General features: G+C 61.4%; 22 protein-coding genes, 3 tRNA genes and 3 rRNA genes. 17 read left to right on the top strand and 11 right to left on the bottom strand.

The annotated features are described in order from the left end of the window. Positions 1 to 184: 184 nt before the first annotated feature. The 6 genes from B059_RS0106815 (at position 185) to B059_RS0106790 (ending at position 5,993) form a co-directional block, all read left to right on the top strand. Positions 185 to 1,719, top strand: a 16S ribosomal RNA gene (locus B059_RS0106815). Between the two features lie 77 nt (positions 1,720 to 1,796). Next, positions 1,797 to 1,873 (top strand) — tRNA-Ile (locus B059_RS0106810). A gap of 82 nt (positions 1,874 to 1,955) precedes the next feature. Then, positions 1,956 to 2,031: transfer RNA gene (locus B059_RS0106805), tRNA-Ala, on the top strand. Positions 2,032 to 2,315: 284 nt separating this feature from the next. Continuing rightward, positions 2,316 to 5,201: ribosomal RNA gene (locus tag B059_RS0106800) — 23S ribosomal RNA — on the top strand. A gap of 196 nt (positions 5,202 to 5,397) precedes the next feature. Continuing rightward, positions 5,398 to 5,510, top strand: a 5S ribosomal RNA gene (gene rrf / locus B059_RS0106795). The 16S, 23S and 5S rRNA genes sit together here with 2 tRNA genes alongside, the layout of an rRNA operon. 210 nt (positions 5,511 to 5,720) lie before the next feature. Beyond that, on the top strand, positions 5,721 to 5,993 hold the full coding sequence (locus tag B059_RS0106790; protein WP_018077495.1) for a ComEA family DNA-binding protein: 273 nt from the start codon (positions 5,721 to 5,723) through the stop codon (positions 5,991 to 5,993). Positions 5,994 to 6,365: 372 nt separating this feature from the next. Here the strand turns inward: B059_RS0106790 and B059_RS0106785 are convergent, their stop codons facing one another. The 3 genes from B059_RS0106785 to trxB are packed head-to-tail and all read right to left on the bottom strand — an operon-like array spanning position 6,366 to position 8,472. Further along, complete coding sequence (locus tag B059_RS0106785; RefSeq protein ID WP_018077494.1) at positions 6,366 to 6,821, bottom strand: peroxiredoxin; 456 nt, start codon at positions 6,819 to 6,821, stop codon at positions 6,366 to 6,368. A gap of 20 nt (positions 6,822 to 6,841) precedes the next feature. Continuing rightward, a complete protein-coding gene (locus tag B059_RS0106780) occupies positions 6,842 to 7,504 on the bottom strand; it encodes a Smr/MutS family protein (RefSeq protein WP_018077493.1) in 663 nt (220 codons plus the stop codon). Positions 7,505 to 7,512: 8 nt separating this feature from the next. Then, the gene (gene trxB, locus B059_RS0106775; RefSeq protein ID WP_018077492.1) at positions 7,513 to 8,472 is read right to left on the bottom strand and encodes a thioredoxin-disulfide reductase; all 960 of its coding nucleotides are present in this window, start codon (positions 8,470 to 8,472) and stop codon (positions 7,513 to 7,515) included. A gap of 124 nt (positions 8,473 to 8,596) precedes the next feature. On the opposite strand from trxB, the gene B059_RS0106770 reads away from it, so the two are divergent. Genes B059_RS0106770 through thpR form a run of 4 tightly spaced genes read left to right on the top strand, consistent with a single transcriptional unit; the run spans position 8,597 to position 12,584 of the window. Further along, positions 8,597 to 10,873, top strand: coding sequence for a DNA translocase FtsK (locus B059_RS0106770; RefSeq protein WP_018077491.1), 2,277 nt, complete (start codon positions 8,597 to 8,599; stop codon positions 10,871 to 10,873). Further along, on the top strand, positions 10,870 to 11,562 hold the full coding sequence (ispD, locus tag B059_RS0106765) for a 2-C-methyl-D-erythritol 4-phosphate cytidylyltransferase (protein WP_018077490.1): 693 nt from the start codon (positions 10,870 to 10,872) through the stop codon (positions 11,560 to 11,562). Before B059_RS0106770 ends, ispD begins: the two co-directional genes overlap by 4 nt. Continuing rightward, positions 11,555 to 12,037 (top strand): 2-C-methyl-D-erythritol 2,4-cyclodiphosphate synthase, encoded by a 483-nt coding sequence (ispF, locus tag B059_RS0106760; RefSeq protein ID WP_018077489.1) that lies wholly within the window; start codon positions 11,555 to 11,557, stop codon positions 12,035 to 12,037. The genes ispD and ispF overlap by 8 nt, the downstream gene beginning before the upstream one ends. Further along, the gene (gene thpR / locus B059_RS0106755) at positions 12,030 to 12,584 is read left to right on the top strand and encodes an RNA 2',3'-cyclic phosphodiesterase (RefSeq protein WP_018077488.1); all 555 of its coding nucleotides are present in this window, start codon (positions 12,030 to 12,032) and stop codon (positions 12,582 to 12,584) included. The genes ispF and thpR overlap by 8 nt, the downstream gene beginning before the upstream one ends. A gap of 240 nt (positions 12,585 to 12,824) precedes the next feature. Here thpR and B059_RS20770 read toward each other — a convergent pair whose 3' ends face one another. The 8 genes from B059_RS20770 to B059_RS0106710 form a co-directional block, all read right to left on the bottom strand. Then, complete coding sequence (locus tag B059_RS20770) at positions 12,825 to 13,073, bottom strand: hypothetical protein (RefSeq protein WP_157273630.1); 249 nt, start codon at positions 13,071 to 13,073, stop codon at positions 12,825 to 12,827. Further along, positions 13,047 to 13,123: transfer RNA gene (locus B059_RS0106740), tRNA-Val, on the bottom strand. Before B059_RS0106740 ends, B059_RS20770 begins: the two co-directional genes overlap by 27 nt. 198 nt (positions 13,124 to 13,321) lie before the next feature. After that, complete coding sequence (gene mnhG / locus B059_RS0106735) at positions 13,322 to 13,633, bottom strand: monovalent cation/H(+) antiporter subunit G (RefSeq protein ID WP_026177354.1); 312 nt, start codon at positions 13,631 to 13,633, stop codon at positions 13,322 to 13,324. After that, positions 13,630 to 13,911 (bottom strand): K+/H+ antiporter subunit F, encoded by a 282-nt coding sequence (locus B059_RS0106730; RefSeq protein WP_018077485.1) that lies wholly within the window; start codon positions 13,909 to 13,911, stop codon positions 13,630 to 13,632. The genes mnhG and B059_RS0106730 overlap by 4 nt, the downstream gene beginning before the upstream one ends. Further along, positions 13,908 to 14,396, bottom strand: coding sequence for a Na+/H+ antiporter subunit E (locus tag B059_RS0106725; RefSeq protein ID WP_018077484.1), 489 nt, complete (start codon positions 14,394 to 14,396; stop codon positions 13,908 to 13,910). Before B059_RS0106725 ends, B059_RS0106730 begins: the two co-directional genes overlap by 4 nt. Continuing rightward, positions 14,393 to 16,012 (bottom strand): monovalent cation/H+ antiporter subunit D, encoded by a 1,620-nt coding sequence (locus B059_RS0106720; protein WP_018077483.1) that lies wholly within the window; start codon positions 16,010 to 16,012, stop codon positions 14,393 to 14,395. Before B059_RS0106720 ends, B059_RS0106725 begins: the two co-directional genes overlap by 4 nt. Positions 16,013 to 16,054: 42 nt before the next feature. Then, on the bottom strand, positions 16,055 to 16,402 hold the full coding sequence (locus tag B059_RS0106715) for a Na+/H+ antiporter subunit C (protein WP_018077482.1): 348 nt from the start codon (positions 16,400 to 16,402) through the stop codon (positions 16,055 to 16,057). Continuing rightward, positions 16,402 to 19,296: a monovalent cation/H+ antiporter subunit A gene (locus tag B059_RS0106710; RefSeq protein ID WP_018077481.1), complete on the bottom strand. Its 2,895-nt coding sequence runs from the start codon at positions 19,294 to 19,296 to the stop codon at positions 16,402 to 16,404. Before B059_RS0106710 ends, B059_RS0106715 begins: the two co-directional genes overlap by 1 nt. Here B059_RS0106710 and B059_RS20765 point away from each other — a divergent pair. The 7 genes from B059_RS20765 to pheT all read left to right on the top strand — a co-directional run bounded on the left by B059_RS20765 (position 19,295) and on the right by pheT (position 26,608). Then, positions 19,295 to 19,492 carry a hypothetical protein gene (locus B059_RS20765; RefSeq protein ID WP_157273629.1) on the top strand — a complete coding sequence of 66 codons (198 nt, stop codon included), beginning with the start codon at positions 19,295 to 19,297 and terminating at the stop codon, positions 19,490 to 19,492. The two genes, B059_RS0106710 and B059_RS20765, sit on opposite strands and share 2 nt — an antisense overlap. 382 nt (positions 19,493 to 19,874) lie before the next feature. Continuing rightward, a complete protein-coding gene (gene thrS, locus B059_RS0106705; protein ID WP_018077480.1) occupies positions 19,875 to 21,782 on the top strand; it encodes a threonine--tRNA ligase in 1,908 nt (635 codons plus the stop codon). 64 nt (positions 21,783 to 21,846) lie between these two features. Continuing rightward, on the top strand, positions 21,847 to 22,428 hold the full coding sequence (gene infC, locus B059_RS0106700; RefSeq protein ID WP_473242991.1) for a translation initiation factor IF-3: 582 nt from the start codon (positions 21,847 to 21,849) through the stop codon (positions 22,426 to 22,428). A gap of 136 nt (positions 22,429 to 22,564) precedes the next feature. Further along, entirely contained in the window at positions 22,565 to 22,762 is a 198-nt protein-coding gene (rpmI, locus tag B059_RS0106695; RefSeq protein WP_011311521.1) for a 50S ribosomal protein L35, read from the top strand. Between the two features lie 12 nt (positions 22,763 to 22,774). Continuing rightward, positions 22,775 to 23,134, top strand: coding sequence for a 50S ribosomal protein L20 (rplT, locus tag B059_RS0106690; protein WP_018077478.1), 360 nt, complete (start codon positions 22,775 to 22,777; stop codon positions 23,132 to 23,134). Between the two features lie 92 nt (positions 23,135 to 23,226). Further along, entirely contained in the window at positions 23,227 to 24,246 is a 1,020-nt protein-coding gene (locus tag B059_RS0106685; protein WP_018077477.1) for a phenylalanine--tRNA ligase subunit alpha, read from the top strand. 16 nt (positions 24,247 to 24,262) lie between these two features. Further along, positions 24,263 to 26,608, top strand: coding sequence for a phenylalanine--tRNA ligase subunit beta (gene pheT, locus B059_RS0106680; protein ID WP_018077476.1), 2,346 nt, complete (start codon positions 24,263 to 24,265; stop codon positions 26,606 to 26,608). Positions 26,609 to 26,619 lie beyond the last annotated feature (11 nt).

Below are 26,619 nucleotides of genomic sequence, written 5' to 3'. Positions count from 1 at the left end.
TGCTAATCGATTGATCTTTAACAATTTACAGCCGATAGGTGTGGGTGTTGATGCGGTAGTTGGACTGGTTTTTTATGGTCTGGCAACTAGCATAGATGCTCACACTTGAATCAAGCTCTGTTATTTATTTAGCGGAGCGAGTTTGAGTTGAGCGACAGAAGTATTTGAAGTAATAGCAGGTATTGAACTGAAGAGTTTGATCCTGGCTCAGATTGAACGCTGGCGGAATGCTTTACACATGCAAGTCGAACGGCAGCACGGGTGCTTGCACCTGGTGGCGAGTGGCGAACGGGTGAGTAATGCGTCGGAACGTACCGAGTAATGGGGGATAACGCGGCGAAAGTCGCGCTAATACCGCATACGCCCTGAGGGGGAAAGTGGGGGATCGCAAGACCTCACGTTATTCGAGCGGCCGACGTCTGATTAGCTAGTTGGTGGGGTAATGGCTCACCAAGGCGACGATCAGTAGCGGGTCTGAGAGGATGATCCGTCACACTGGGACTGAGACACGGCCCAGACTCCTACGGGAGGCAGCAGTGGGGAATTTTGGACAATGGGCGAAAGCCTGATCCAGCCATTCCGCGTGAGTGAAGAAGGCCTTCGGGTTGTAAAGCTCTTTCAGCTGGAACGAAACGGTACGCGCTAACATCGTGTGCTAATGACGGTACCAGCAGAAGAAGCACCGGCTAACTACGTGCCAGCAGCCGCGGTAATACGTAGGGTGCGAGCGTTAATCGGAATTACTGGGCGTAAAGCGTGCGCAGGCGGATTATTAAGCAAGACGTGAAATCCCCGGGCTTAACCTGGGAATGGCGTTTTGAACTGGTAGTCTAGAGTGCGTCAGAGGGGGGTGGAATTCCACGTGTAGCAGTGAAATGCGTAGAGATGTGGAGGAACACCAATGGCGAAGGCAGCCCCCTGGGATGACACTGACGCTCATGTACGAAAGCGTGGGTAGCAAACAGGATTAGATACCCTGGTAGTCCACGCCCTAAACGATGTCAACTGGTTGTTGGGGGAGTGAAATCCCTTAGTAACGAAGCTAACGCGTGAAGTTGACCGCCTGGGGAGTACGGTCGCAAGATTAAAACTCAAAGGAATTGACGGGGACCCGCACAAGCGGTGGATGATGTGGATTAATTCGATGCAACGCGAAAAACCTTACCTACCCTTGACATGTCCAGAACCCTGCAGAGATGCGGGGGTGCCCGAAAGGGAATTGGAACACAGGTGCTGCATGGCTGTCGTCAGCTCGTGTCGTGAGATGTTGGGTTAAGTCCCGCAACGAGCGCAACCCTTATCATTAGTTGCTACGCAAGGGCACTCTAATGAGACTGCCGGTGACAAACCGGAGGAAGGTGGGGATGACGTCAAGTCCTCATGGCCCTTATGGGTAGGGCTTCACACGTCATACAATGGTCGGTACAGAGGGTTGCCAAGCCGCGAGGTGGAGCCAATCCCAGAAAGCCGATCGTAGTCCGGATTGTTCTCTGCAACTCGAGAGCATGAAGTCGGAATCGCTAGTAATCGCGGATCAGCATGTCGCGGTGAATACGTTCCCGGGTCTTGTACACACCGCCCGTCACACCATGGGAGTGGAATCTGGCAGAAGTAGGTAGCCTAACCGCAAGGGGGGCGCTTACCACGCTGGGTTTCATGACTGGGGTGAAGTCGTAACAAGGTAGCCGTAGGGGAACCTGCGGCTGGATCACCTCCTTTCTAGAGAAAGCCGCGTCAACACTCACACCTATCGGTTGTTGTTTAGAAATCGTTTCGATTGACGAAACGGTGAAGCCGGGCTTGTAGCTCAGTTGGTTAGAGCACACGCTTGATAAGCGTGGGGTCGGAAGTTCAAGTCTTCCCAGGCCCACCAGTTGAGGGAAGCAAGATGCAGGATACAAGATGCAAGAGAGTAGGTTCTTGATTCTTGGGCCTTGGGTCTTGAATCTGAAAACGGGGGATTAGCTCAGCTGGGAGAGCACCTGCTTTGCAAGCAGGGGGTCGTCGGTTCGATCCCGTCATCCTCCACCAGTCACTAGGAGTTAGGGTCTAGGGGCCAGGGCTGGGATTTGTGTAGTACCTATCAGTGTGAATCGTAAGCAGTGAAGTCGATGACTTTAGTGCTTACGCTTTATGCGTAACGGCTGATCTTTAAAAATTTGGAAGAAGGTGATGCATTTGTGATGAATGCATCAACATGGGTTGAAATTGTATCGACCATTCTGTTGGGCGCCGAGCCTGGTGGAGTGGAAAGCAAACACACCTGTAATGCGAGACTTGATGTGCGCAAGCGTATTGAGTTCTCAAAATTATAGGGTCAAGCGACTAAGTGCATGTGGTGGATGCCTTGGCGACTACAGGCGATGAAGGACGCGTAAGCCTGCGATAAGCTTCGGGGAGCTGGCAATAGAGCTTTGATCCGGAGATTTCCGAATGGGGGAACCCACCCGTAAGGGTACTCCTGGCTGAATACATAGGTCAGGTAGAGCGAACCGAGTGAACTGAAACATCTAAGTAGCTCGAGGAAAAGAAATCAACCGAGATTCCCATAGTAGTGGCGAGCGAATTGGGAAGAGCCTTCATGATTTAGCATTCTTGTTAGTGGAACAGTCTGGAAAGTCTGGCCATAGTGGGTGATAGCCCCGTACGCGAAAACAAGAGTGTGGAACTAGGCATGAGACAAGTAGGGCGGGACACGTGAAATCCTGTCTGAACATGGGGGGACCATCCTCCAAGGCTAAATACTCGTAGTCGACCGATAGTGAACCAGTACCGTGAGGGAAAGGCGAAAAGAACCCCGGGAGGGGAGTGAAATAGATCCTGAAACCGCATGCATACAAACAGTGGGAGCCTCGCAAGGGGTGACTGCGTACCTTTTGTATAATGGGTCAGCGACTTACGTTCCGTTGCGAGCTTAACCGAATAGGGGAGGCGAAGCGAAAGCGAGTCTTAATAGGGCGCATAGTAGCGGGGCGTAGACCCGAAACCGGATGATCTATCCATGGCCAGGATGAAGGTGCGGTAACACGCACTGGAGGTCCGAACCCACTAATGTTGAAAAATTAGGGGATGAGCTGTGGATAGGGGTGAAAGGCTAAACAAATCCGGAGATAGCTGGTTCTCCTCGAAAGCTATTTAGGTAGCGCCTCATGTATCACTCACGGGGGTAGAGCACTGTAATGTTAGTGGGGGCCATTGCGGCTTACTGCGGCATAGCAAACTCCGAATACCGTGAAGTGCGAGCATGGGAGACAGACATCGGGTGCTAACGTCCGGTGTCAAGAGGGAAACAACCCAGACCGACAGCTAAGGTCCCAAATGACGTGCTAAGTGGAAAACGATGTGGGAAGGCATAGACAGCTAGGAAGTTGGCTTAGAAGCAGCCATCCTTTAAAGAAAGCGTAATAGCTCACTAGTCGAGTCGTCCTGCGCGGAAGATGTAACGGGGCTAAGCACGTAACCGAAGCTTCGGATATGCACTTTGTGCATATGGTAGAGGAGCGTTCTGTAAGTCTGCGAAGGTGTCTGGTAATGGATGCTGGAGATATCAGAAGTGCGAATGCTGACATGAGTAGCGATAAAGGGGGTGAAAAGCCCCCTCGCCGAAAACCCAAGGTTTCCTGCGCAACGTTCATCGGCGCAGGGTGAGTCGGCCCCTAAGGTGAGGCAGAGATGCGTAGCTGATGGGAAACGGGTCAAAATTCCCGTACTTTCGTTTACTGCGATGTGGGGACGGAGAAGGTTAGGTGAGCCGGGTGTTGGATGTCCCGGTTTAAGTGAGTAGGCAGATCCCTTAGGCAAATCCGGGGGGTTAATGTCGAGACACGATGACGGTGCTCCATTGGAGCCGAAGTCACTGATACCAAGCTTCCAAGAAAAGCCACTAAGCTTCAGGTAAACGAGAACCGTACCGCAAACCGACACAGGTGGGTAGGATGAGAATTCTAAGGCGCTTGAGAGAACTCGGGTGAAGGAACTCGGCAAATTAGCACCGTAACTTCGGGATAAGGTGCGCCCCGGTAGGTTGTAGTGATTTACTCGCGAAGGCCGATGGGGTTGCAGTGAAATGGTGGCTGCGACTGTTTAATAAAAACACAGCACTCTGCAAACACGAAAGTGGACGTATAGGGTGTGACGCCTGCCCGGTGCCGGAAGGTTAATTGATGGGGTGCAAGCTCTTGATCGAAGCCCCGGTAAACGGCGGCCGTAACTATAACGGTCCTAAGGTAGCGAAATTCCTTGTCGGGTAAGTTCCGACCCGCACGAATGGCGTAACGATGGCCACACTGTCTCCACCCGAGACTCAGCGAAGTTGAAATGTTTGTGAAGATGCAATCTCCCCGCGGCTAGACGGAAAGACCCCATGAACCTTTACTGTAGCTTTGCATTGGACTGTGACGGGACTTGTGTAGGATAGCTGGGAGCCTGTGAAGCGAGGACGCTAGTTCTCGTGGAGGCGACGTTGAAATACCAGCCTGGTGTCGTTGCGGTTCTAACCTAGGTCCCTTATCGGGATCGGGGACCGTGCATGGTGGGCAGTTTGACTGGGGCGGTCTCCTCCCAAAGTGTAACGGAGGAGTACGAAGGTCTTCTAGGTACGGTCGGACATCGTACTGATAGTGCAATGGCATAAGAAGGCTTGACTGCGAGACTGACACGTCGAGCAGGTGCGAAAGCAGGTCATAGTGATCCGGTGGTTCTGTATGGAAGGGCCATCGCTCAACGGATAAAAGGTACTCTGGGGATAACAGGCTGATTCCTCCCAAGAGTTCATATCGACGGGGGAGTTTGGCACCTCGATGTCGGCTCATCACATCCTGGGGCTGTAGCCGGTCCCAAGGGTATGGCTGTTCGCCATTTAAAGTGGTACGTGAGCTGGGTTTAAAACGTCGTGAGACAGTTTGGTCCCTATCTGCCGTGGGCGCTGGATATTTGACGGGGGCTGCTCCTAGTACGAGAGGACCGGAGTGGACGTGCCTCTGGTGTACCGGTTATGACGCCAGTCGTATCGCCGGGTAGCTAAGCACGGAAGAGATAAACGCTGAAAGCATCTAAGCGTGAAACTTGCCTGAAGATAAGATATCCCTTGCACCTTGAGTGCACTGAAGGGTCGTTGAAGACCACAACGTTGATAGGCGGGGTGTGGAAGCGCAGTAATGCGTTAAGCTAACCCGTACTAATTGCCCGTGAGGCTTGATCCTATAATTTTGAGAAGCATGCAGCGTGTGTATGCGATGCGGTCTCAACCCAACAAAACCTTCTTCCAGACGCACCGCGTGATTTGATTCAAGTCAGCGCGGTGTGAACAAGACAGTCGGCTGAGCGGTCGAAAGATCGCAAGGCACCCCGGACAATTCGAATGCGGGATCCAGGAAAACCTCGATCCCCACCCCTTTGTCTGACGACCATAGCAGAGTGGAACCACCCCTTCCCATCCCGAACAGGACGGTGAAACGCTCCCGCGCCAATGATAGTAGGCATTCGCCTGCGAAAGTAGGTCATCGTCAGACTCCTTATCCGTACCAAAAAGGTACAATAAAACCCCCTCATTCAGAGGGGGTTTTTTATTGCCTGTTCGCTTGGGATGAAAATATTTTCATAATTAAATCATGCGGTTGTCGTTTATCTACAACTTTAGTTGTATATCCCATTTCTCCGTCTGGAGGTAAGTTAGCTGCGTGGGCATGCGCTCACGGTTAATAACCTTTAAAGGAGGAAGTATGAACAAGCTGCATAAGAGTCTGCTGGTGTTGCTGGGATTGATGGTGCTTCCGGCTTTCGCGGCAGTGAATATCAATACCGCTACGCTGTCGGAACTCGAAGTGGTCAAAGGTCTGGGACCTGCGAAAGCCAAGGCAATCATCATGTACCGCGAAGCCAATGGCAACTTCAAGCATCTGGATGAGTTGGATAATGTAAAAGGCTTTGGCAAGGCCAGTATCGACAAATTGAAAGAGGAATTGTCGGTTGGTACTGAGAAAGTCAAAAAATAATAACTACCATTTCTGCTAAAAACCGTTGCTAGAGCCTGTTAACACTCATTTCGCCGTACCCCCCCCGGGACGGGACCTGTTCAGGTGCATCCCTTGTCACTCGCCGCTTTCAGTGGCCAGCACTGCGGCGCGGCTCGCTTCGCGGCCTGCATTCGAACAGGCCCCGTCGCAGCTGTGAAATGAGTGTTAACAGGCTCTAGCTTGACCTCTGTTAGCCCTGAGCTTGTCGAAGGGTTGTCAACGGTCAACAGCAGTAAAGGATTTCGCGAACCACTGACCGTTGGCCTGGCTACCCAGGCCAACGCTTAATCGTCCTGTGAACCCCTCCATTACAACGGACAGGCCCTTCGACAAGCGCAAGGCACCGTTCGCTCAAAGCGTTTGCACAAATCCCAACACCTCCGCCGCATGTCCCGGCGCCCTCAGCCCACGCCAGCTTTTCACCAGCTTCCCGTTTACATCGAACACGAAGGTGCTGCGCTCTACTCCGCGCACCTGCTTGCCGTACATGTTCTTCAGCTTCATCACCTTGAATAGTTCGCAGGCTTTTTCTTCGGTGTCTGCCAGTAGTTCGAAAGGAAAGCCATGTGCGGCCTTGAAACCTTCATGCGATTTGAGGCTGTCGCGCGAGACGCCGACGACGATCGTGTTGGCCTTGCCGAAGCTAGTGTACAAGTCGCGGAATTCCTGTCCTTCAAGGGTGCAGCCGGGAGTATTGTCCTTGGGGTAGAAAAAAACGACGACGTTCCTGCCGCGATGCTCGGACAGCTTGAACGTGGTGTTGCCAGTGGACGGTAGCTCGAAGTCGGTGATGACGGGTTCGCTCATGGTGTGCCTTTCTGTTGCTGTTAACGGGACGAGGATTTGAGCAGCACGATGACGGCGCCGGCGCCGCCGTCGACGGTGCGGGCCTGGCAGAACGCGAGCACGTCTTCGCGTTGCATCAGCCAGTGGCGCACCTTGTTTTTCAGCACCGGCAGGCGGTTCTTCGAGCCGTGGCCCTTGCCGTGGATGATGCGCACACAGCGCCGGTCTTCGACCATGCAGCGGTTGAGGAAAGCGGCCAGCGCCGTCCGTGCCTCGTCGCCGGTGTGGCCGTGCAGGTCGAGTTCGCCCTTGATGACCCAGCCGCCGCGCCGCAGTTTTCTCACTGCGGCGGTAGGCACGCCGGGGCGTGAGAAGAACAGTTCCTCGCCGGTGGAGAGGACTGCATCCCAATCCCACGGGTCGGACAGGGCATCGACCAGAACCTGCTGTTCGTCGGCCCGTCGTTGATGGGCGACGGGCTTGGGGCGCGGACGTGGAATTTCAGCGCGATTGGGCGGGGGCAGCGGCACGACGTCGGCGACGGCGCGGCGAAACAGCATGGTGCCGTCTACCGGTGCCCTGGGCTTGTGCGGAGCCTGCTGCAGTGTGCCCGGGGTGGCGGCCTGCTCGCGCAAGGCGCGGCGCATGCGCGCCAGCGCCTCATGCGAGGCAGGTGGCAGCGCCGTGCCGCGACCACGCTTCATGGCTCAGCTCAAGCGGTCTTGCCGAGCGCGTCCAGATAGCGCTCGGCGTCGAGCGCGGCCATGCAGCCGGTGCCGGCGCTGGTGACGGCCTGCTTGTAAATGTGGTCCTGCACGTCGCCGGCGGCGAACACGCCATCGATACTGGTCGCGGTGGCGTTGCCGTTGCGGCCCGAGCGGGTGACGATGTAGCCGCCTTCCAGTTCGAGCTGGCCTTCGAAGATGCCAGTGTTCGGCTTGTGGCCGATGGCGATGAAGATGCCGGTCAGCGCGATGTCCCTGGTCGCGCCGTCCTTGGTGCTCTTGATGCGCATGCCGGTGACGCCGGTCTTGTCGCCCAGCACTTCATCGAGCGTGCTGTCGAGGGCGAGGGTGATCTTGCCTTCCTTGACCTTCTCCATCAGGTGGTCGATGAGAATTTTTTCCGATTTGAAGGTATCGCGGCGGTGCACCACGGTGACGTGGCGCGCGATGTTGGCCAGATACAGCGCTTCCTCGACCGCGGTGTTGCCGCCGCCGACGACGGCGACATCCTGGTTCTTATAGAAGAAGCCGTCGCAGGTGGCGCAGCCCGACACGCCCTTGCCCATGAAGGCCTGTTCGGACGGCAGGCCGAGGTACATGGCCGAGGCGCCGGTGGCGATGATCAGCGCATCGCAGGTATAGGTGCCGGAGTCGCCTACCAGGGTGAACGGTTTTTCGGTCAGCTTCGCGGTGTGGATCTGGTCGAAGATGATCTCGGTCTTGAAGCGCTCGGCGTGGCGCTGGAAGCGGTCCATCAGCTCGGGGCCCTGCACGCCGTCGACGTCGGCCGGCCAGTTGTCGACATCGGTGGTGGTCATCAGCTGGCCGCCCTGCTGCAGGCCGGTGATGACGACGGGGGAGAGGTTGGCGCGCGCGGCATACACGGCGGCGGAATAGCCGGCGGGGCCGGAGCCGAGGATGATGAGTTTGTGATGTGCGGTGCTCATGGGCTGTACTCGGGTGATGGGGAAAGCGAACTATTCTAACCAAATATGGCGACGACATTTCCATGCCGCCCGCCCGGTATAATCGGAAGCCTTTCCGCCCGATAAGTTCCTGCTGACCGTTTCCATGGCGCGTCCCGCTCCTCGTTCGTCTCCGCCCCTGCCGCCCCGAATGCAACGCCTGTTGCGTGAAGCGCGCGCGCTGCTGGTGGGGTTTGCCGCACTGTTGCTGGCTGCGATTCTGCTGACCCACGATGGTGCCGATCCAGGCTTCAGCACCACGGGCGACAGTGCGGCGGTGCATAACCTGGGCGGCAAAAGCGGCGCCTGGCTGTCCGACCTGCTGTTGATGCTGTTCGGTATGTCGGCTTGGTGGTGGGTGTTGCTGGCGCTGGCCTACGTCATTCACACCTTTCGCCATTTGAACGAAATCCCGCTGGCGGGCGGGCGGCAACGCTGGCTGAGACTGGGTGGATTTGTCTTGCTGCTGCTGGCCAGCACCGGCATCGAGTGGCTGCGCACCTGGCATTGGGCCGTGGCGCTGCCCGATACCCATGGCGGCGTGCTGGGTGCGGGCGTGGGCACTGCAGCGGGTGCGCTGCTGGGGTTCACCGGCGGCTCGTTGATTTTACTGCTGCTGATGGCCGTGGGATTCAGCCTCTTCACCGGTGTGTCCTGGCTCGGCATGGCCGAGCGTACCGGTGCGTGGGTGGAGCAGGCATACTGGAAGGCGATCCAGGCCTGGCAGGCGTATCGCGACCGCAAGCTGGGCGAAGTGGCGCAGCAAAAACGCGAAGCCAAGGTGTCGGTGGAAAAGAAGAAACGAGTAGAAGCGCCGCCGATTCGTATCGAGCCGGTGGTGAAGGAAGTGCCGCAATCCGAGCGTGCCGTCACCGAAAAACAGGCGCCGCTGTTCTCCGATCTGCCGGATTCGCCACTGCCGCCGCTGCATCTGCTCGATCCGGCGGAGGAGGCGGTGGAAACCGCGAGCCCCGAGGCGCTGGAATTCACCTCGCTGATGATCGAGCGCAAGCTCGCCGAATTCGGCGTCGAAGTCAAAGTGGTGTCGGCCTCGCCCGGCCCGGTCATCACGCGTTACGAGATCGAACCGGCGGTCGGCGTGAAAGGCAGTCAGATCGTCAACCTGGCGAAGGATCTGGCGCGCACGCTGTCGGTCATCAGCATCCGCGTGGTCGAGGCGATTCCCGGCAAGCACACCATGGGGCTGGAGATTCCCAATCCGAAGCGGCAGATCGTGCGGCTGTCGGAAATTCTCGGCTCCCGGGCCTATCACGACAGCACGAGTCCGCTCACCGTCACGCTGGGCAAGGACATCGCCGGCAACCCGGTGGTGGCGGATCTCGGCAAGATGCCGCACCTGCTGGTGGCGGGCACGACCGGATCAGGCAAGTCGGTCGGCGTCAACGCCATGATCCTGTCGCTGGTGTACAAGGCCGACCCCAGCGCGGTGCGCATGATCATGGTCGACCCGAAAATGCTGGAGCTGTCGATCTACGAAGGTATCCCGCATCTGTTGGCGCCGGTCGTCACCGACATGAAGCAGGCCGCCAGCGCGCTCAACTGGTGCGTGGGTGAAATGGAACGGCGTTACAAGCTGCTGTCGGCGGTCGGCGTGCGCAATCTCGCCGGCTACAACCAGAAGGTGCGCGACGCGAAGAAGGCGGGCACGCCGCTCACCCATCCGTACAGCCTGACGCCGGACAATCCCGAGCCGCTGGAGACCATGCCGATGATCGTGGTGATGATCGACGAACTCGCCGACCTGATGATGGTGGTCGGCAAGAAGGTCGAGGAGCTCATCGCGCGGCTCGCCCAAAAAGCACGTGCGGCCGGCATCCACCTGATCCTGGCAACACAGCGACCGAGCGTCGACGTCATCACCGGTCTCATCAAGGCCAACATCCCGACGCGGATCGCCTTCCAGGTTTCCAGCAAGATTGACTCGCGCACCATCCTCGACCAGATGGGCGCCGAAGCGCTGCTGGGGCAGGGCGACATGCTCTACCTGCCGCCCGGAACCGGCTTGCCGCAGCGCGTGCACGGCGCCTTCGTCTCCGACAACGAGGTACACCGCGTCGTCGATTATCTGAAGTCGCTGGGCGAACCCGAATACATCGAGGGCGTGCTCGAGTCACCGGAAGAGGCAGGCGAGGGCGGCGGCGAATTCGGCGAGGCGGGCGCGGAAGCCGATCCCTTGTACGACCAGGCGGTCGCCTACGTGCTGAAGTCGCGCCGTGCGTCGATCTCGTCGGTGCAGCGCCAGTTGCGCATCGGCTACAACCGCGCCGCGCGCATGATCGAGGACATGGAACGCGCCGGACTGGTGTCGGCGATGCAGTCGAACGGCAACCGCGACGTACTCGCGCCCGGCGGCGAGTCGTGAGCCGGTTTCACGCCCTGATTCCCGCCGCCGGCAGCGGCTCGCGCATGGGCGGCGAACGCCCCAAGCAATACCTCGAACTCAATGGCGTGCCGCTGATTGCCCATGCGCTGAGTGCGCTGGCGCGCGAGCCCCGCGTCGATCGACTGGTGGTAGTGCTGTCGCCCGATGACGCATGGTGGGACAACTATGACTGGTCAGCCTGGCAGGAACGCCTGCAGGTGCTGCGCTGCGGCGGCGCCGCACGCGCCGGGACGGTGTTGAACGGCCTGGAGGCGATGGCCGGATGGTGCGCGGCCGACGACTGGGTGCTGGTGCACGACGCCGCGCGCCCCTGTCTGCCGGCGGGCGCGCTCGGACGCCTGCTCGATATTGCCGCGCACGACCCGGTCGGCGGCCTGCTTGCGGTGCCGGTGGCCGATACCCTGAAGCGCGCCGACCCGGACTGCCGGGTAGAGGTGACCGTGCCGCGCGCCGGTCTGTGGCAGGCGCAGACGCCGCAGATGTTTCGTCATGGCATGCTGCGCGACGCGCTATGCGCGGCCGCCAGCGACATGACCGACGAGGCGTCGGCGATCGAGCAGCTGGGCCTGCGCCCGAAGCTCGTCGAGTCCGACAGCCGCAACCTGAAAGTGACCTATCCGCAGGACCTGCGCCTGGCGAGTCTCATCCTGGAGCATCTGCATGACTGACATCCGCATCGGCCACGGTTTCGACGTGCACGCCTTCGCCGCCAACCGCAAGCTCATCATCGGTGGTGTCGATATCCCCCACGATCAGGGACTGGCTGGCCATTCCGACGCCGACGTGCTGCTGCACGCGATCAGCGATGCGCTGCTGGGCGCGGCCGGGCTGGGTGATATCGGCCGCCATTTCCCGGATACCGACGCCGCGTTTGCAGGCATCGACAGCCGCATCCTGCTGCGCCGCGTGGCCGGGCAGTTACGCGAGCGCGGCTGGCGCGTCGGCAACATCGACGCCACCGTCATCGCGCAGGCGCCGAAAATGGCACCGCACATCGCACGCATGACGGCACACATCGCCGACGACCTCGGCATCGCCATCGAGCGTGTCAACGTCAAGGCCACCACCACCGAGAAGCTCGGCTTCACCGGGCGCGGCGAGGGCATCGCAGCCGAAGCGGTGTGCCTGATCGGGCGTGACTGAATCCGGTCCGGCCGAGACCGCCGGGCCCGCCACGCTGCGGCTGTTTTTCGCGCTGTGGCCGGATGATGCCACCCGCGCCGTACTCAACCGCACCGGAAAATGGCTGCACCAGCACTGGGGCGGCCGGCGCATGCGCGCCGATACCCTGCATCTCACCCTGGCGTTTCTCGGCCGTACGCCGGTCGAACAGCTGGACGACCTGGCCGCCTGCGCCGCGACCGTTCGGGCCGACGCCTTCGAGCTGATCCTCGACCGCCCCGGTTACTGGCGGCACAACCGCATCGGCTGGCTGGGCGCGAGCCGGACGCCGCCGCAATACGTCGAACTGATCGGCGCCCTGAATGCCGCCCTGCAGGCTGCCGGCTATCCCGTCGACACCCGCCCGCATGTGCCGCATGTCACCCTGCTACGCAACACGGCAGGTGGCGAACCGCAGGCGTGTGTGCCGGTAAGCTGGTCTGCCAGCGAGTTCGTACTGGTGGCCTCGCGCACCGAAGCCGAAGGGGCGCAGTACGAGGTGATTCGGCGATGGTTTTTGATGGCGTGAAGCCATTAAAAAAACAAATATAAAGTGCGGCCACCCTACGGAAAGTGCAAAGAACGCACGCCGCTGTCGCGGAGAAAATAAAGTAGCGAACAGCGCGGCTGATTGCAGCAGTACTGGCCCGACGTCGCAGGCCATGCCAACGAGGCATTGGGGTTTTCAGTTTTCGCGGCAGCGCGGGGGGGTATCACGCGCTTTGCCAGCATCATCACCGACAGCTCGCCCTGTCCTTTGTACATGCGCTCAATTGTTGATGATGCTGAGCCTCTTGGCCGCCTCGACGATCAGCCGTCCGGCCATCCGCGCAATATGCCCGATCAACAGCAAGGCTTGTAGACGCTGTTGCCCCCGGCTTCTCGACAGGGAAAGCCCGCCGCCCAGCGAGATATTCCCAGCGGATGCGCCGAAAACGCGCTCCGCAGAAACGACAAAACGGGCCGAAAGCCCGTTTTGTTTTATTACCGTTGGTAGGCGCGATTGGACTCGAACCAACGACCCCCACCATGTCAAGGTGGTGCTCTAACCAGCTGAGCTACGCGCCTAATGCGGGGCGAATCATAACCGAAACGCCACGCGCGTGTCGAGCCGGAGAGGCTTTTTTTGTGCCGTTGAAGACGCTCACTTCAACGCCTCAAGGAAGCGGCGCTTTGGTTTGGCAGCCAACATGCGCAGCAGGGCGGGGGAGATTTTTCGCTTTAATGACAAACCATATAACCAACGCCGGCACGGCGGCTTGCGCGTCAGTCGCGGTTGCGGAAGACGGCTGCGCGCATCAGCAGCATTGCGGTGACCGGCGATGTCAGGAGGATGAATACGGTAATGAGGACTTCGTGGATCACCGGCCGTTGGGCCAGTGCGGAAGACACCAGGATCGAGGCCAGCAATACGCAGCCGGTGCCCAGCGTGTTGCCCATGGTCGGTGCGTGGATCCGGGCGTAGAAGGTGTCGAGGCGGAGCAGGCCGAGGGAGCCGATCAGGGTCAGCAGGCCGCCGCAGATCAGGAGCAGTGCCGCCGGCAGCGCAAACCACGGCGAAATGTCGATGGCCATCATGGCTCGATCACCTCGCCGCGCAGCAGGAATTTGGCCATCGCGGTCGAGGCGACGAAGCCGAACAGGGCGATCAGCAGGGCGATGTCGAAATAGACGGCGGAGCCGATGCCTATTCCCAGCATCAATATCGTGAGCATGCCGTTGATGTACAGGGTATCGAGGGCCAGCACCCGGTCCTGCGCGGAGGGCCCCCGCAGCAGGCGCAGCAGGGCGCACAGCATGGCGACGGCAAAACAGATCAGTGCGAAGTAGATCGATCCGGAGAGAAAGGCGTTCATTCGAATATCTCCATCAGGGGGCGTTCATAGCGTTGCTTGATGGTGCGCACCCAGGCGGCCTCATCCTGCAAGTCGAGGACATGCAGCGTGAGGACGTTGCTGTCCGCATCGTGCCCGGCCCAGACCGTGCCAGGCGTGGCGGTGACGATGATGGTCAGCATCGCCAGTCCGTGGGGGTCGCGCATGTCGAGTGGAATCTTCATGAAGCCGACCCGGGGCTGACGCCGGGATGCCCCGAGAATGATGCTGCCGACCGCCAGGTTGGAACGGATGATGTCGTGCAGGACATGGAAGATCAGGCCGATGGCCAGATGCAGCCGATGGGGCCAGGCCGGGAGGGGACGCAGCGGGGCGATGGCAAAGGTGACGAGGAGGGCAAGCAGGATGCCGAGGACAATCTGCCCCGCCGCCAGGCTGTCGTTGAGCAACAGCCACACCACGATCAGGACGATCGGCAGCAGTGGCAGCAGGAGTTTGCGCTTCACTTGCCGGTTCCTCCGGCGTCGGCTGGCAACACCGCGTTGGGGTAGACGGCGGGATTGTGCAGGGATTCGGCGGTGACCATGAAGTACTCCATGGCGGGCCCAGCACCCAGCGCCAGGGCGGTGCAGAGGATGATCAGGCCGGCCACCGGCCCGGCCTCGACCCAGAGCAGGCGCGGCGTGCTGCGTTCGCCGCTCCAAAATACGCGGACACCCAGCCGCGACAGGCTGATCACCCCCGCCAGGCCCGACAGCAGCAGGGCCGCGACAAGCAGCCAGGAAGGTAGGGGGTTGCCGCCCGGTGCTTCCGCAATGGCTGCGGCGAGCAGGGAGAATTTGGCGACGAAGCCCGACAGAGGGGGAAGTCCGGTCAGCAGCAGCGCGCAGGAAACGAACGTCAATCCGAGAAACGCCATCGCTGCCGGTATCGGCAGACCGACCGTTTCGTCGGGGTGCTCCGTATCGCTGGCAGGATCCTGCAAACCGAACGCCTCGAAGCTGACGGCGAGCAGGTCGGCCGCATAGGCCCGGTTACGCTGCACCATCTCGATCACCATGAAAAATGCGCCGCTGCCCAGTACCGAGCTGACCAGGTAGAACAGGGCCGGGCCGGTCAGGGCGGTGCCGCGAAAACCGATGGCGGCGAGCAGGGTGCCGGACGAGACGATCACCAGAAATCCCGCCAGCCGCTCCAGCCGCTGGGCGGCGAGAATGCCGAGACTGCCGATGGCGATGGTTGCCAGGCCGCCATAGTAAAGCCACTCACCCCCGAAGGGCGCCGCGGATCCGGCCGCATGCAGCAGGGTTTCGGTGCGCAACAAGGCATAGATTCCCACCTTGGTCAGAATCGCGAACACCCCGGCCACCGGCGCCGAGGCCGCCGCATAGGTTGTTGGCAGCCAGAAGTTGAGCGGCCAGGCGCCGGCCTTGACCAGGAACACGATGCCGAGCAGTGCGGCGCCGATGTCGAACAGGGTACGGTCGTCGGGGCTGAGGGCCTGCACGCGCAGGGCCAGCTCGGCCATGTTGAGCGTGCCCGTCACGCCGTAAATGAGCGCCGCCGCCACCAGAAACAGCAGCGAGGCGACCAGGTTGACCGCGACGTAATGCAGTCCGGCCTTGACCCGCGCCACGCCCGAACCATGCAGCGCCAGACCGTAGGAAGCCGCCAGCAGAACCTCGAAGAACACGAACAGGTTGAACAGGTCGCCGGTGAGGAAGGCGCCGTTCAAGCCCATCAGCAGGAACTGGAACAAGGGCAGGTAATGCACCCCCGCCCGCTCCCAGCGCGCCAGCGAGTAGATCAGGGCGGCCGATCCGAGCGTTGCCGTCAGCGTCAGCATGATGGCCGCCAGACGATCCACTACCAGCACGATGCCGAAAGGCGCCGCCCAGTTGCCAAGCGAATAGACCGCGATTTCGCCGTTCCACGGAGCGGGCAGGTGCGCGCCGCTGATGGCCAGCAAGGTCAGCGCCAGCAATAGCTGGGCGAGCGTGGCGAGCAACGCGATCGTGGTGCGCAGACGGTGTCGGGTTTCGCTGATCAGCAGCAGCGCGGCCCCTGTCAGCAGGGGCAGCACGATCGGCAGGACCGGCAGATGCTGCAGCCAGCTACCCATGCGGCGCTCCGGGTGGCGATAAGGGCGATAGGCGGGGCGGCATCATTCTCTATCGGTTTCCTGGCCGTCGACGTGGTCGGTGCCATTCAAGCCGCGCGAAGCGAGCAGGACGACGAGGAACAGCGCAGTGGTGGCGAAGCTGATGACGATGGCGGTCAACACCAGGGCCTGCGGCACCGGATCGGTATACAGATCGGGGTTGCTGCCGGTAAGCGGGTCGATCACCGGAACGGCGCCGACGCGTAGTCGTCCCATGCCGAAGATGAACAGGTTGACGGCATAAGCGAGCAGCGACAGGCCGATGATGACCTGGAAGGTACGCGGACGCAGCACCAGCCATATGCCCGAGCCGGCCATGACGCCAATGGCGATGGCGAAAACGATTTCCATCAGGCGTTTCCTCCGAGGCTGAGCTTGCGGTGATGGCGGCGCAGCGACTGGTGGGCGATGACCACCAGCATTAGCACCGTCGCGCCCACCACCAGCATATAAACGCCCAGATCGAAGAGCAGCACGCTCGACAGGTGCAGTTCGCCGAGCAGCGGCAATTCACCGTGCCAGGCGAGGCTGGTGAGGAACGGATGGCCGTGCAGCCACGCGCTGGCGCCCGCCGTGGCCGCGCTGAGCAGGCCGAGCGCGATCCATACCATGGGATGGATGCGCAGGCGCGACTCCACCCAGACGATGCCGCCGACGAGGTATTGCAGGATGATGGCGGTGGCCAACACGAGTCCGCCGACGAAGCCGCCGCCCGGCGCGTTGTGGCCGCGCAGCAGGAAGAATAGCGAGACCAGCATCGCCAGCGGCAGCAGCAGGCGCACGAGCACTGCCGGCAACATCATGTAACCGCCTGGCAGCTTGGCGTCGGGGTCGGGCACGCGGGTTTCCTCGATGCCGTCCGCCGCATTCTGCTCACGCTGCTGGCGTGGCAGGGGGATGCTCTCCGGTGCGGGGCGGAAGCGCCGCAGCAGGGCGAACACGGTCAGCGCGACCACGGCGAGCACGGTGATTTCACCCAGGGTGTCGAAGCCGCGGAAATCGACCAGGATCACGTTGACCACGTTGAGGCCGCCGCCCCGGGGCAGGGACTGCTCGATGAAGAAAGGCGAAATGCCATCGATGTCGGGGCGGGTCAGGATGGCGTAGGCCAGCGCTGCAAGACCGACGCCGCCCGCGACCGCGATCGACATGTCGCGCAGGCGGCGCAGGCGCACCCGGGCCGTTTCGGGCCGGCCCTGGGCAAAGCGTGCTTCGCGCGGCGGCAGCCAGCGCAGGCCGAGCAGGATCAGCACGGCGGTGACCACTTCGACAGTGAGCTGGGTGAGCGCCAGGTCGGGCGCCGAGAACCAGACAAAGGTCAGGCTGGTCGCCAGTCCCGCGCCACCCGCCAGAATCAGCGCGGCAAAACGGTGATGCTTGGCCTGCCAGGCGGCGGCCAGCGCGCAGGTGCCGCCGACGATCCAGAGCAGCGCGAAGGCCGGGTGGAGGGGCATTGTTTCCCGTGTGCCCCAGGAACTGCCGGTATTGAGCATGGGCAGCAGCGCGCCGCCCAGGGCAACGAGAAAGAGGACCAGGAGCTGCATCTGCAGGCGTGGCGAAAACAGCCAGCGCATGGCCTGTTCGGCACCCGACATCAGCCTCGTCTGCGACCAGTCGAAGATGCGTTTGCCGTCGATACGCTCGAGCAGCGGCACCTCCGTGCCGGCACGCCAGAGAAAGGCGCGGTAGAGCACGACGCCGCCGATGAGCGCGGTGGCACTCATCAACAGCGGCAGATTGAGGCCATGCCAGACGGCCAGGCTGTAGGACGGCGCGTCGCTGCCGAGAATCGAGTCGGTTGCCGTTCGCAGATAGGGCCCGACGGTGATGCCGGGGAACATTCCGACCAGCACGCAGGCTAGCACCAGCAGCGCGCTCGGCAGCAGCATCCAGCGCGTCGGCTCATGCGGCGCGCGGGGCAGATCGTCGGTTGGCGGACCGAAGAAGACCTGATGGATGAAGCGCAGCGAATAGGCGACGCTGAACATGCTCGCCAGCGTCGCCACTAGCGGCAGGCTGATGTGTTGCCAGTCGGGGCGGTCGAGAAAGATGGTCTCGGCAAAGAACATCTCTTTCGACAGAAAGCCGTTGAGCAGCGGCACCCCCGCCATCGCCGCGGCCGCCACGATGGCCAGCGTCGCAGTGATCGGCATCGCCCGATACAGGCCCGAAAGTCGCTGCATGTTGCGCGTGCCGGTTTCATGGTCGACGATGCCCGCCGCCATGAATAGCGAAGCCTTGAAGGTGGCGTGATTCGCGATGTGGAAAACCGCCGCCACCAGCGCCAGCGGACTGTTCATGCCCAGCAGCAGCGTAATGAGGCCGAGATGGCTGATGGTGGAGTAGGCGAGCACGCCCTTCATGTCCTGCTGGAACAGAGCCAGGTAGGCGCCGATCAGCAGCGAGCACAGGCCGGCTCCGCCGACGAGCCAGAACCACAGGTCGGTGCCTGCCAGCACCGGCCAGAACCGGGCCAGCAGGAATACGCCGGCCTTCACCATGGTGGCGGAATGCAGGTAGGCTGAAACCGGCGTCGGTGCCGCCATGGCATGGGGCAGCCAGAAGTGGAAAGGAAACTGCGCGCTCTTGGTCAACGCGCCGAGCACAATCAGGATCAGTGTCACGGGATACCAGGGATGGCTCTGGATCGTGTCTGCAGCCGCCAGAACCGCATCCAGGTCATAGCTGCCGGCCATGTGCCCGAGCAGCAGCATGCCGCCCAGCAGCGCCAGTCCGCCCGTACCGGTGACGATAAGCGCCATGCGCGCACCGCGGCGCGCGTCCACGCGGTGATGCCAGTAGGCGATGAGCATGAACGAAGCGAGGCTGGTCAACTCCCAGAACATGGCAATCTGGAGCAGGTTGCCCGACAGCACCACCCCGAGCATCGCGCCCATGAATGCCAGAAAAAAGGCGAAGAAACGCGGCACCGGATCGTCCGGCGACATGTAGTAGCGTGCATAGACCACCACCAGCGCGCCGATCACCGTGATCAGCATGGCGAACAGCCAGGCGTAGCCATCCATGCGCAGGGAGAAATCCAGCCCCAGGCCGGGCGCCCAGGGAATGCTCATGCGGATGACCCCTTCGGCGACAATTTGCGGATACAGGTTTGCCACCAGGGCCGCCGCCGCAAGCGCGACGATGCCGGCCAGCCATGCCTCGGCATTGCGGGCATTGGCCGGCAGGAAGGCGGCACACAGGCTGCCAACGAACGGAAGAAGAAGAATCAGGAGCAAGGACATGCGCTATTTACATTTGTTCAGCACGTCTCCGGGCCTCTTGTCGAATCTCGATTTTACGGAAAAGTCTTCAACTGTTTCCGCCGCGAAACAAGGCCGTCCCTCAGGAAACTGGCTGGTTGCGGCACTGGAATGTTCGCTTGACGCGGTCGAAACGGTAATCGAAACCCGACGTAGTTTAGCATCAGGGGCTGCCTGACCCGGGCCCGTCGCTATCTCCGGGACGCGGCGATCTGACGGCGTGAACGGCAGCGCTGCGCACAAAGCGGCAGGAGCTGTATCTTGCGCGCAGCGTCCGATGGACGGGCGATCTGAGGGGGTGCTAGAATTATTCGCGTAGCTTATTACGCCTTGGGCCAGCCGCATGCCAGTGAGGCGGGGCGTTGGCGCAAAGTGCTGGCGGTGAGGGTCCAAGCTATTCATGGGGCCGGGATGGTCTCTGAAAGTTGCGATATGTCACCGCGAACCGGCCGCCGACACTAGGATAAACCCGGCGCATGGCACGCAGCGTGTCTGCAATCTTTAATCAGTCATATCCGAAAGCGCGGCCGGGCCGCGTTTTTTGTTTCCGGAGTTTGTATATGGTCAACGTCACGCTTCCCGACGGTTCCGTCAGACAGTTCGATGCGCCGGTCACGGTGGCGCAGGTTGCGTCCAGCATCGGGGCCGGCCTTGCCAAGGCAGCGCTTGCCGGGCGGGTCGATGGCCGGCTGGTCGATACCAGCCACCTTATCGATACGGACGCGCAGCTCTCCATCGTCACCGACAAGGATGCCGACGGCCTCGACATGATCCGCCATTCCACCGCGCATTTACTGGCGTACGCGGTGAAGTCGCTATTCCCCGACGCGCAGGTGACCATCGGCCCGGTGATCGAGGACGGCTTCTACTACGATTTCGCGTACAAGCGCCCGTTCACGCCGGAAGACCTGGCGGCGATCGAGAAGAAGATGGCCGAACTGGCGAAGCGGGACATCCCGGTCGAACGCAGCGTGATGCCGCGCGACGAAGCGGTGACCTTCTTCCGCGACATGGGCGAGCTGTACAAGGCCGAGATCATCGCGTCGATCCCCACCAATGAGGATATTTCGCTCTACCGCGAGGGTGATTTCATCGACCTCTGCCGCGGCCCGCATGTGCCGTCGACCGGTAAGCTCCGGCATTTCAAGCTGATGAAGCTAGCCGGCGCCTACTGGCGCGGCGACTCGAAGAACGAGATGCTGCAGCGCGTGTATGGCACGGCGTGGGCGAAGAAGGAAGATCTCGACGCCTATCTGCACCGCCTGGAAGAAGCCGAGAAGCGTGACCATCGCAGGCTCGCGAAGCAGCTCGACCTGCTGCACATGCAGGACGAGGCGCCGGGCATGGTGTTCTGGCATCCCAAGGGCTGGATCGTGTGGCAGCAGATCGAGCAGTACATGCGGCAGAAGTTCGTCGAATACGGCTACCAGGAAGTGCGCACGCCCGCGATGATGGATCGCGGCATGTGGGAGAAGTCTGGTCACTGGGAAAACTATCACGACAACATGTTCACCACCGCATCGGAAAACCGCGACTATGCGGTGAAACCGATGAACTGCCCCGGCCATGTGCAGATCTTCAACAGCGGCCTGCATTCCTACCGCGACCTGCCGCTGCGCCTGGCCGAGTTCGGCTCGTGTCACCGCAACGAGCCATCGGGCGCGCTGCACGGCATCATGCGGGTGCGCGGCTTTACCCAGGACGATGCCCACATCTTCTGTACCGAAGACCAGATCGAGCAGGAAGTGGCCGACTTCATCGTCATGCTGCAGAAGGTCTACGCCGACTTCGGTTTCAGCGATGTACTGGTGAAGCTGTCGACCCGGCCGGACAAGCGCGTCGGCTCGGACGAGTCGTGGGACAAGGCGGAAGCCGCGCTGGCGGCGGCGCTTGAAAAGAACCGGCTGGCGTTCGATCTGCAGCCCGGTGAGGGCGCGTTCTACGGCCCCAAGATCGAGTTCACGCTGAAGGATTCGCTCGCTCGCCTGTGGCAGTGCGGCACCATCCAGCTCGACTTCAACCTGCCGGTGCGCCTGGGGGCGGAGTTCGTCGACGAGGACAACAGCCGCAAGCCGCCGGTGATGCTGCATCGCGCGATCCTTGGCTCGATGGAGCGCTTCATCGGCATCCTGATCGAGCATCACGCCGGCAACTTCCCGTTATGGCTGGCGCCGGTGCAGGTGATGGTGATGAACATCAGCGAGCGCCAGGCCGACTACGCGCAGCAAGTCACCCAGGCACTGCGGCAATCCGGCATCCGCGCAGTGTCGGACTTGAGTAATAACAAGATTACTTATAAAATCCGCGAACATAGCTTGCAGAAGCTGCCTTATCAGGTGGTCGTTGGCGACAAGGAGATGGAGGCCGGAGTGGTCGCCGTCCGCGCACGCGGCAATCAGGACCTGGGACAGCTCGGTTTGGATGGCTTCATCGCGCGCCTGAAAGCAGAAACGCTGGCGCGCCAGTAGCAGCGGTCAAACAAGGCGTCGGGACTGCCCCGTTGGGGGGATTGGTCCCGCGCCTTCTTTATTTTTGTTTGACCTTTTTGCCTCGGCGCATTGCGTCAGGTTTTTATTTGGAGAACAGCTCATCGCGACAGAAAAGAAACAGACACGCATCAATGGGGAAATTACAACCCCGGAAGTGCGTTTGGTCGGTGTGGAGGGCGAGCAGCTTGGCATCGTAAAAATTTACGAAGCGCAGCGCCTGGCGGAAGAGGCGGACCTGGATCTGGTGGAGATTGCGCCGACGGCACAGCCGCCCGTATGCAAGATCATGGACTATGGCAAGTTCAAGTACCAGGAAAGCAAGAAACAGCACGAAGCCAAGCTGAAGCAGAAGCAGGTCCAGATCAAGGAAATCAAGTTCCGTCCGGGTACCGACGAGGGCGATTACCAGATCAAGCTGCGCAACCTGATCAAGTTTCTGGAAGAAGGCGACAAGACCAAGATTACGCTGCGTTTCCGGGGCCGCGAAATGGCCCATCAGGAAATCGGCATGGCTCAGTTGAGGCGGGTCTCGACCGATCTGGCCGAGTTGGCCGTGGTCGAGCAGTTCCCCAAGATGGAGGGCCGCCAGCTGGTCATGATGCTGGCGCCGAAAAAGAAGATTTGAGCAAGAAGATTCGAGTGTAATGAGACCGGTGTTTCTCGGGCCCTGCGGGTTGAAAACACCACAATACGTGCAGTCGGGTTGGTGAAGCATTCCGCGTCGCGGGATCACCTGACCGCATGAAATAAAAGGAAGCATCATGCCTAAGATGAAAAGCAAGAGCGGCGCCGCCAAGCGGTTCCGCGCGCTGGGCGGCGGCGGGTTCAAGCGCTCGCACGCGTTCATGCGCCACATTCTCACCAAGAAGAGCACCAAGCGTAAGCGCCAGTTGCGCGGCATGGAAACCGTCAATGCCAGCAACCACAAGGCGGTTGCACGCATGTTGCCCTACGCATAAAGGAGAGAAAGCATGCCACGCGTCAAACGGGGTGTAACCGCCCGCGCCAGTCACAAGAAAATCCTCGATGCCGCTAAAGGCTATCGCGGTCGTCGCAAGAACGTATTCCGCGTCGCCAACGAAGCGGTGATGAAGGCCGGTCAGTACCAGTACCGCGACCGTCGTCAGCGCAAGCGCCAGTTCCGCGCCCTGTGGATTGCCCGCATCAACGCCGCGTCGCGTCAGCACGGCCTGACCTACAGCGTGTTCATGAACGGTTTGAGCCGTGCCGAGATCGGTATCGACCGTAAGGTGTTGTCCGATATCGCGATCTTCGACAAGGATGCCTTCGCCAAGATTGTCGAGCAGGTCAAGGCCAAGCTGGCGGCGTAAGCCGTCAAACCGTCACAAAAAAAGGCCGCAAGGCCTTTTTTTGTTTGTGATTGATACGAGTTTTTGTGTGTGATTGAAACGAGACCATTGCCATGCGCAATCCCAACGAAATCGTTGCCGACGCCCTTGCCGCCATTCAGGCCAGCCCTGGTTTGCCGGCACTGGAACAGGTCAAGGCGGACTATCTGGGCAAAAGCGGCCAGCTCACCGAGCTGCTGAAAAGCCTGGGTGCAATGCCTGCCGACGAGCGCAAGACCGCCGGTGCCCGCATCAACGAAGCCAAGCAGGCAGTGGAAGTCGCGCTCAAAACCCGTCGCGACGCATTGCAGCAGGCCGAGCTGGACCGTCAGCTGGCAGCCGAAACGCTGGACGTGAGCCTGCCCGGACGGGGCTTGGCGCACGGCGGGCTGCATCCGGTGTCGCGCACGTTGACACGCATCCAGACGCTGTTCCGCTCGATCGGCTTCGAGGTGGCGACGGGGCCGGAGATCGAGACCGATTTCTACAATTTCACCGCGCTCAACATCCCGGAAGACCATCCGGCACGGGCGATGCACGATACCTTTTATCTGCAGAGCGGCGAGTTGCTGCGCACCCACACTTCGCCGGTGCAGGTGCGCTACATGCAGAGCCACCGGCCGCCGCTGCGCATCATCGCACCGGGGCGGGTGTACCGCTGCGATTCCGACGTCACGCACACGCCGATGTTCCATCAGGTCGAAGGCCTGTGGGTGGACGAATCGGTGTCGTTCGCCGACCTCAAGGGCGTGCTTGCCGATTTCATGCGCAACTTCTTCGAGCGCGACGATCTGCCGGTGCGCTTCCGGCCGTCCTTCTTTCCCTTCACCGAGCCGTCGGCCGAAATGGACATCGGCTGCGTGATATGCGGCGGCGCAGGCTGCCGCGTGTGTTCGCACACCGGCTGGCTGGAAGTGCTGGGCTGCGGCATGGTGCACCCCAACGTGTTCAGGCATGTCGACATCGATGCCGAGCGCTTCGTCGGCTTTGCCTTCGGCCTCGGGGTCGAGCGCCTTGCCATGCTGCGTTACGGCGTTGACGATTTGCGGTTGTTCTTCGAGAACGATTTGCGTTTCCTTAAACAATTCAATTAATTAGGGCGCATATATCATGCAATTTTCAGAAGCCTGGCTGCGTAATCTCGTCAACCCCGCACTCGATACCCCCCAACTGGCCCACGCATTGACCATGGCTGGACTGGAAGTCGAGGCCTTGGCGCCGGCCGCCCCGCCATTCAACGCCGTGGTGGTGGCCGAGATCCTGTCGGCGGAAAAGCACCCCGACGCCGACCGTCTGCGCGTGTGCCAGGTCGATGTCGGCGAGGTGGCGCCGGTCACCATCGTGTGCGGTGCGCCCAACGCGGCGGCCGGGCTCAAGGTGCCGTGCGCCCGCCCGGGCGCCACATTGCCCGGTATCGAAATCAAGGTCGCCAGGGTGCGTGGCGTCGAATCCTTCGGCATGTTGTGCTCGACCCGGGAGCTGGGCCTGGAAGGCGCGGCCGACGGCCTGATGGTGTTGCCTGCGGATGCGCCGGTGGGCGAGGATTTCCGTGCCTGGCTCAATCTGGACGACACCCTCATCACCCTGAAGCTCACGCCCAACCGCGCGGACTGCCTGTCGCTGCAGGGCGTGGCGCGCGAGGTCGGTGCGATCACCGGTGCCGAGGTGCGTCTGCCGCAGATACAGGAAACGCCAGCCCGCATTCACGACACGGTGCCGCTGCATGTGTCGGCTGCGGACGCCTGCCCGCTGTATCTGGGGCGCGTGGTGCGCGGCATCGACGCGCAGGCGCCCACCCCGCGCTGGATGGCGGAGCGGCTGGAGCGCAGCGGCATCCGCCCGCTGCTGGCGCCGGTCGATATCACCAATTACGTGCTGCTCGAACTCGGTCAGCCGATGCATGCCTTCGCCCTGTCGCGCCTCAACGGCGGCATCGAGGTGCGGCTGGCGCGTGCGGGCGAGACGCTCGAACTGCTGAATGGGCAGACTGCCGAACTGGCGCCCGACATGCTGGTCATCGCCGATGCCGGCGGGCCGGTGGCGCTGGCCGGGATCATGGGCGGGCAGCCGAGCAGCGTGGAACGCGCCACCGTCGACGTGTTTCTGGAAGCGGCGTTCTTTGCCCCCGCGGCGATCGCCGGACGCGCCCGACGGCTGGGCTTGTCCACCGATTCGTCGCACCGTTTCGAGCGCGGCGTCGACTACGGCGCGACGCGTCAGGCGATGGAGCGGGCGACGCAGTTGCTGCTCGACATCTGCGGCGGCCAGCCGGGGCCGGTTACCGAGGCGGCGGCCGCGTTGCCGCAGCGTGAATCGATCGTCCTGCGCCTGGCGCGGCTGAAGCGTGTGGCCGGTATCGAACTCGACGCGGATCAGGTGATGCGCGGCTTCGGCGCGCTCGGCATGCAGGTCGAACGCCAGGGCGATAGTCTTGTCGTCACCCCGCCGAGCTTCCGCTTCGACCTGGCGATCGAGGAGGACCTGATCGAAGAGGCGCTGCGCCTGTTCGGTTACGACAACATTCCGGCGCAGCCGCCGGCGGCACCGTCGCGCATGCTGCCGCAGGACGAAACCATGCTGGCCGACGACGTCCTGCGCCAGATGCTGGTGGGGCTGGATTATCAGGAAGTCATCACCTACAGCTTTGTCGATCCGGCGTGGGAAACGGCGTTGAATGCCGACGCCCGTCCGTTGCCGCTGGCCAATCCCATTGCCAGCCAGCTGTCGGCAATGCGCACCACGCTGTGGGGTGGGCTGATCGAGACGCTGCGCCATAATCTCAACCGCCAGCAGGAACGGGTGCGCATTTTCGAACTGGGGCGGGTATATGCGTCGCAGGTCGAGCAGCCGATGAAGCTGGGCGGCCTCGCTTATGGTGACGTGCAACCTGAGCAATGGGGCGCAACTGCGCGTCGTGTCGATTTCTTCGATCTCAAGGGCGACCTGGAGCGCCTGTTCGGCCACGCGCTCGACAGCCGACGTGGCGCCCATCCCGCACTGCATCCGGGACAGTGCGCCGAGCTTTGGGCCGGGGGCCGGGCGATCGGCTGGATCGGCGCGCTGCATCCGCGCCTGGTGCAGGCATTCGATCTGCCGGCCGTGCCGATGCTGTTCGAGCTCGACAGTCAGGCGCTCGCCCGGCGTGCCTTGCCGCGCCATGCAGCCTTGTCACGCTTCCCGCTGGTGCGGCGCGATCTGGCATTCGTGCTGGACATCCATACCCCGGCCGGCGAACTGCTGACCGCGCTACGCGAGGCCGCGTCGTCCCAGGTGCGGTCGATCGAGGTGTTCGACGACTATCGCGGGAAAGGCATGGGGGAAACCCAAAAAAGCCTTGCCATTCGGGTAGTTATGCAAGATACTGAACGCACATTGACGGATCGGGAAGCGGAGGATGCAGTGCAAAAACTGATCGACGCCGCGCTTCGCCAGTGTAATGCCAGTTTGCGTGCGTGACGCTTTTCTTC

Source organism: Thiobacillus denitrificans DSM 12475 (assembly GCF_000376425.1).
Classification (GTDB): Bacteria; Pseudomonadota; Gammaproteobacteria; order Burkholderiales; family Thiobacillaceae; genus Thiobacillus; species Thiobacillus denitrificans.
This window is presented reverse-complemented; position numbering and strand designations above follow the sequence as displayed.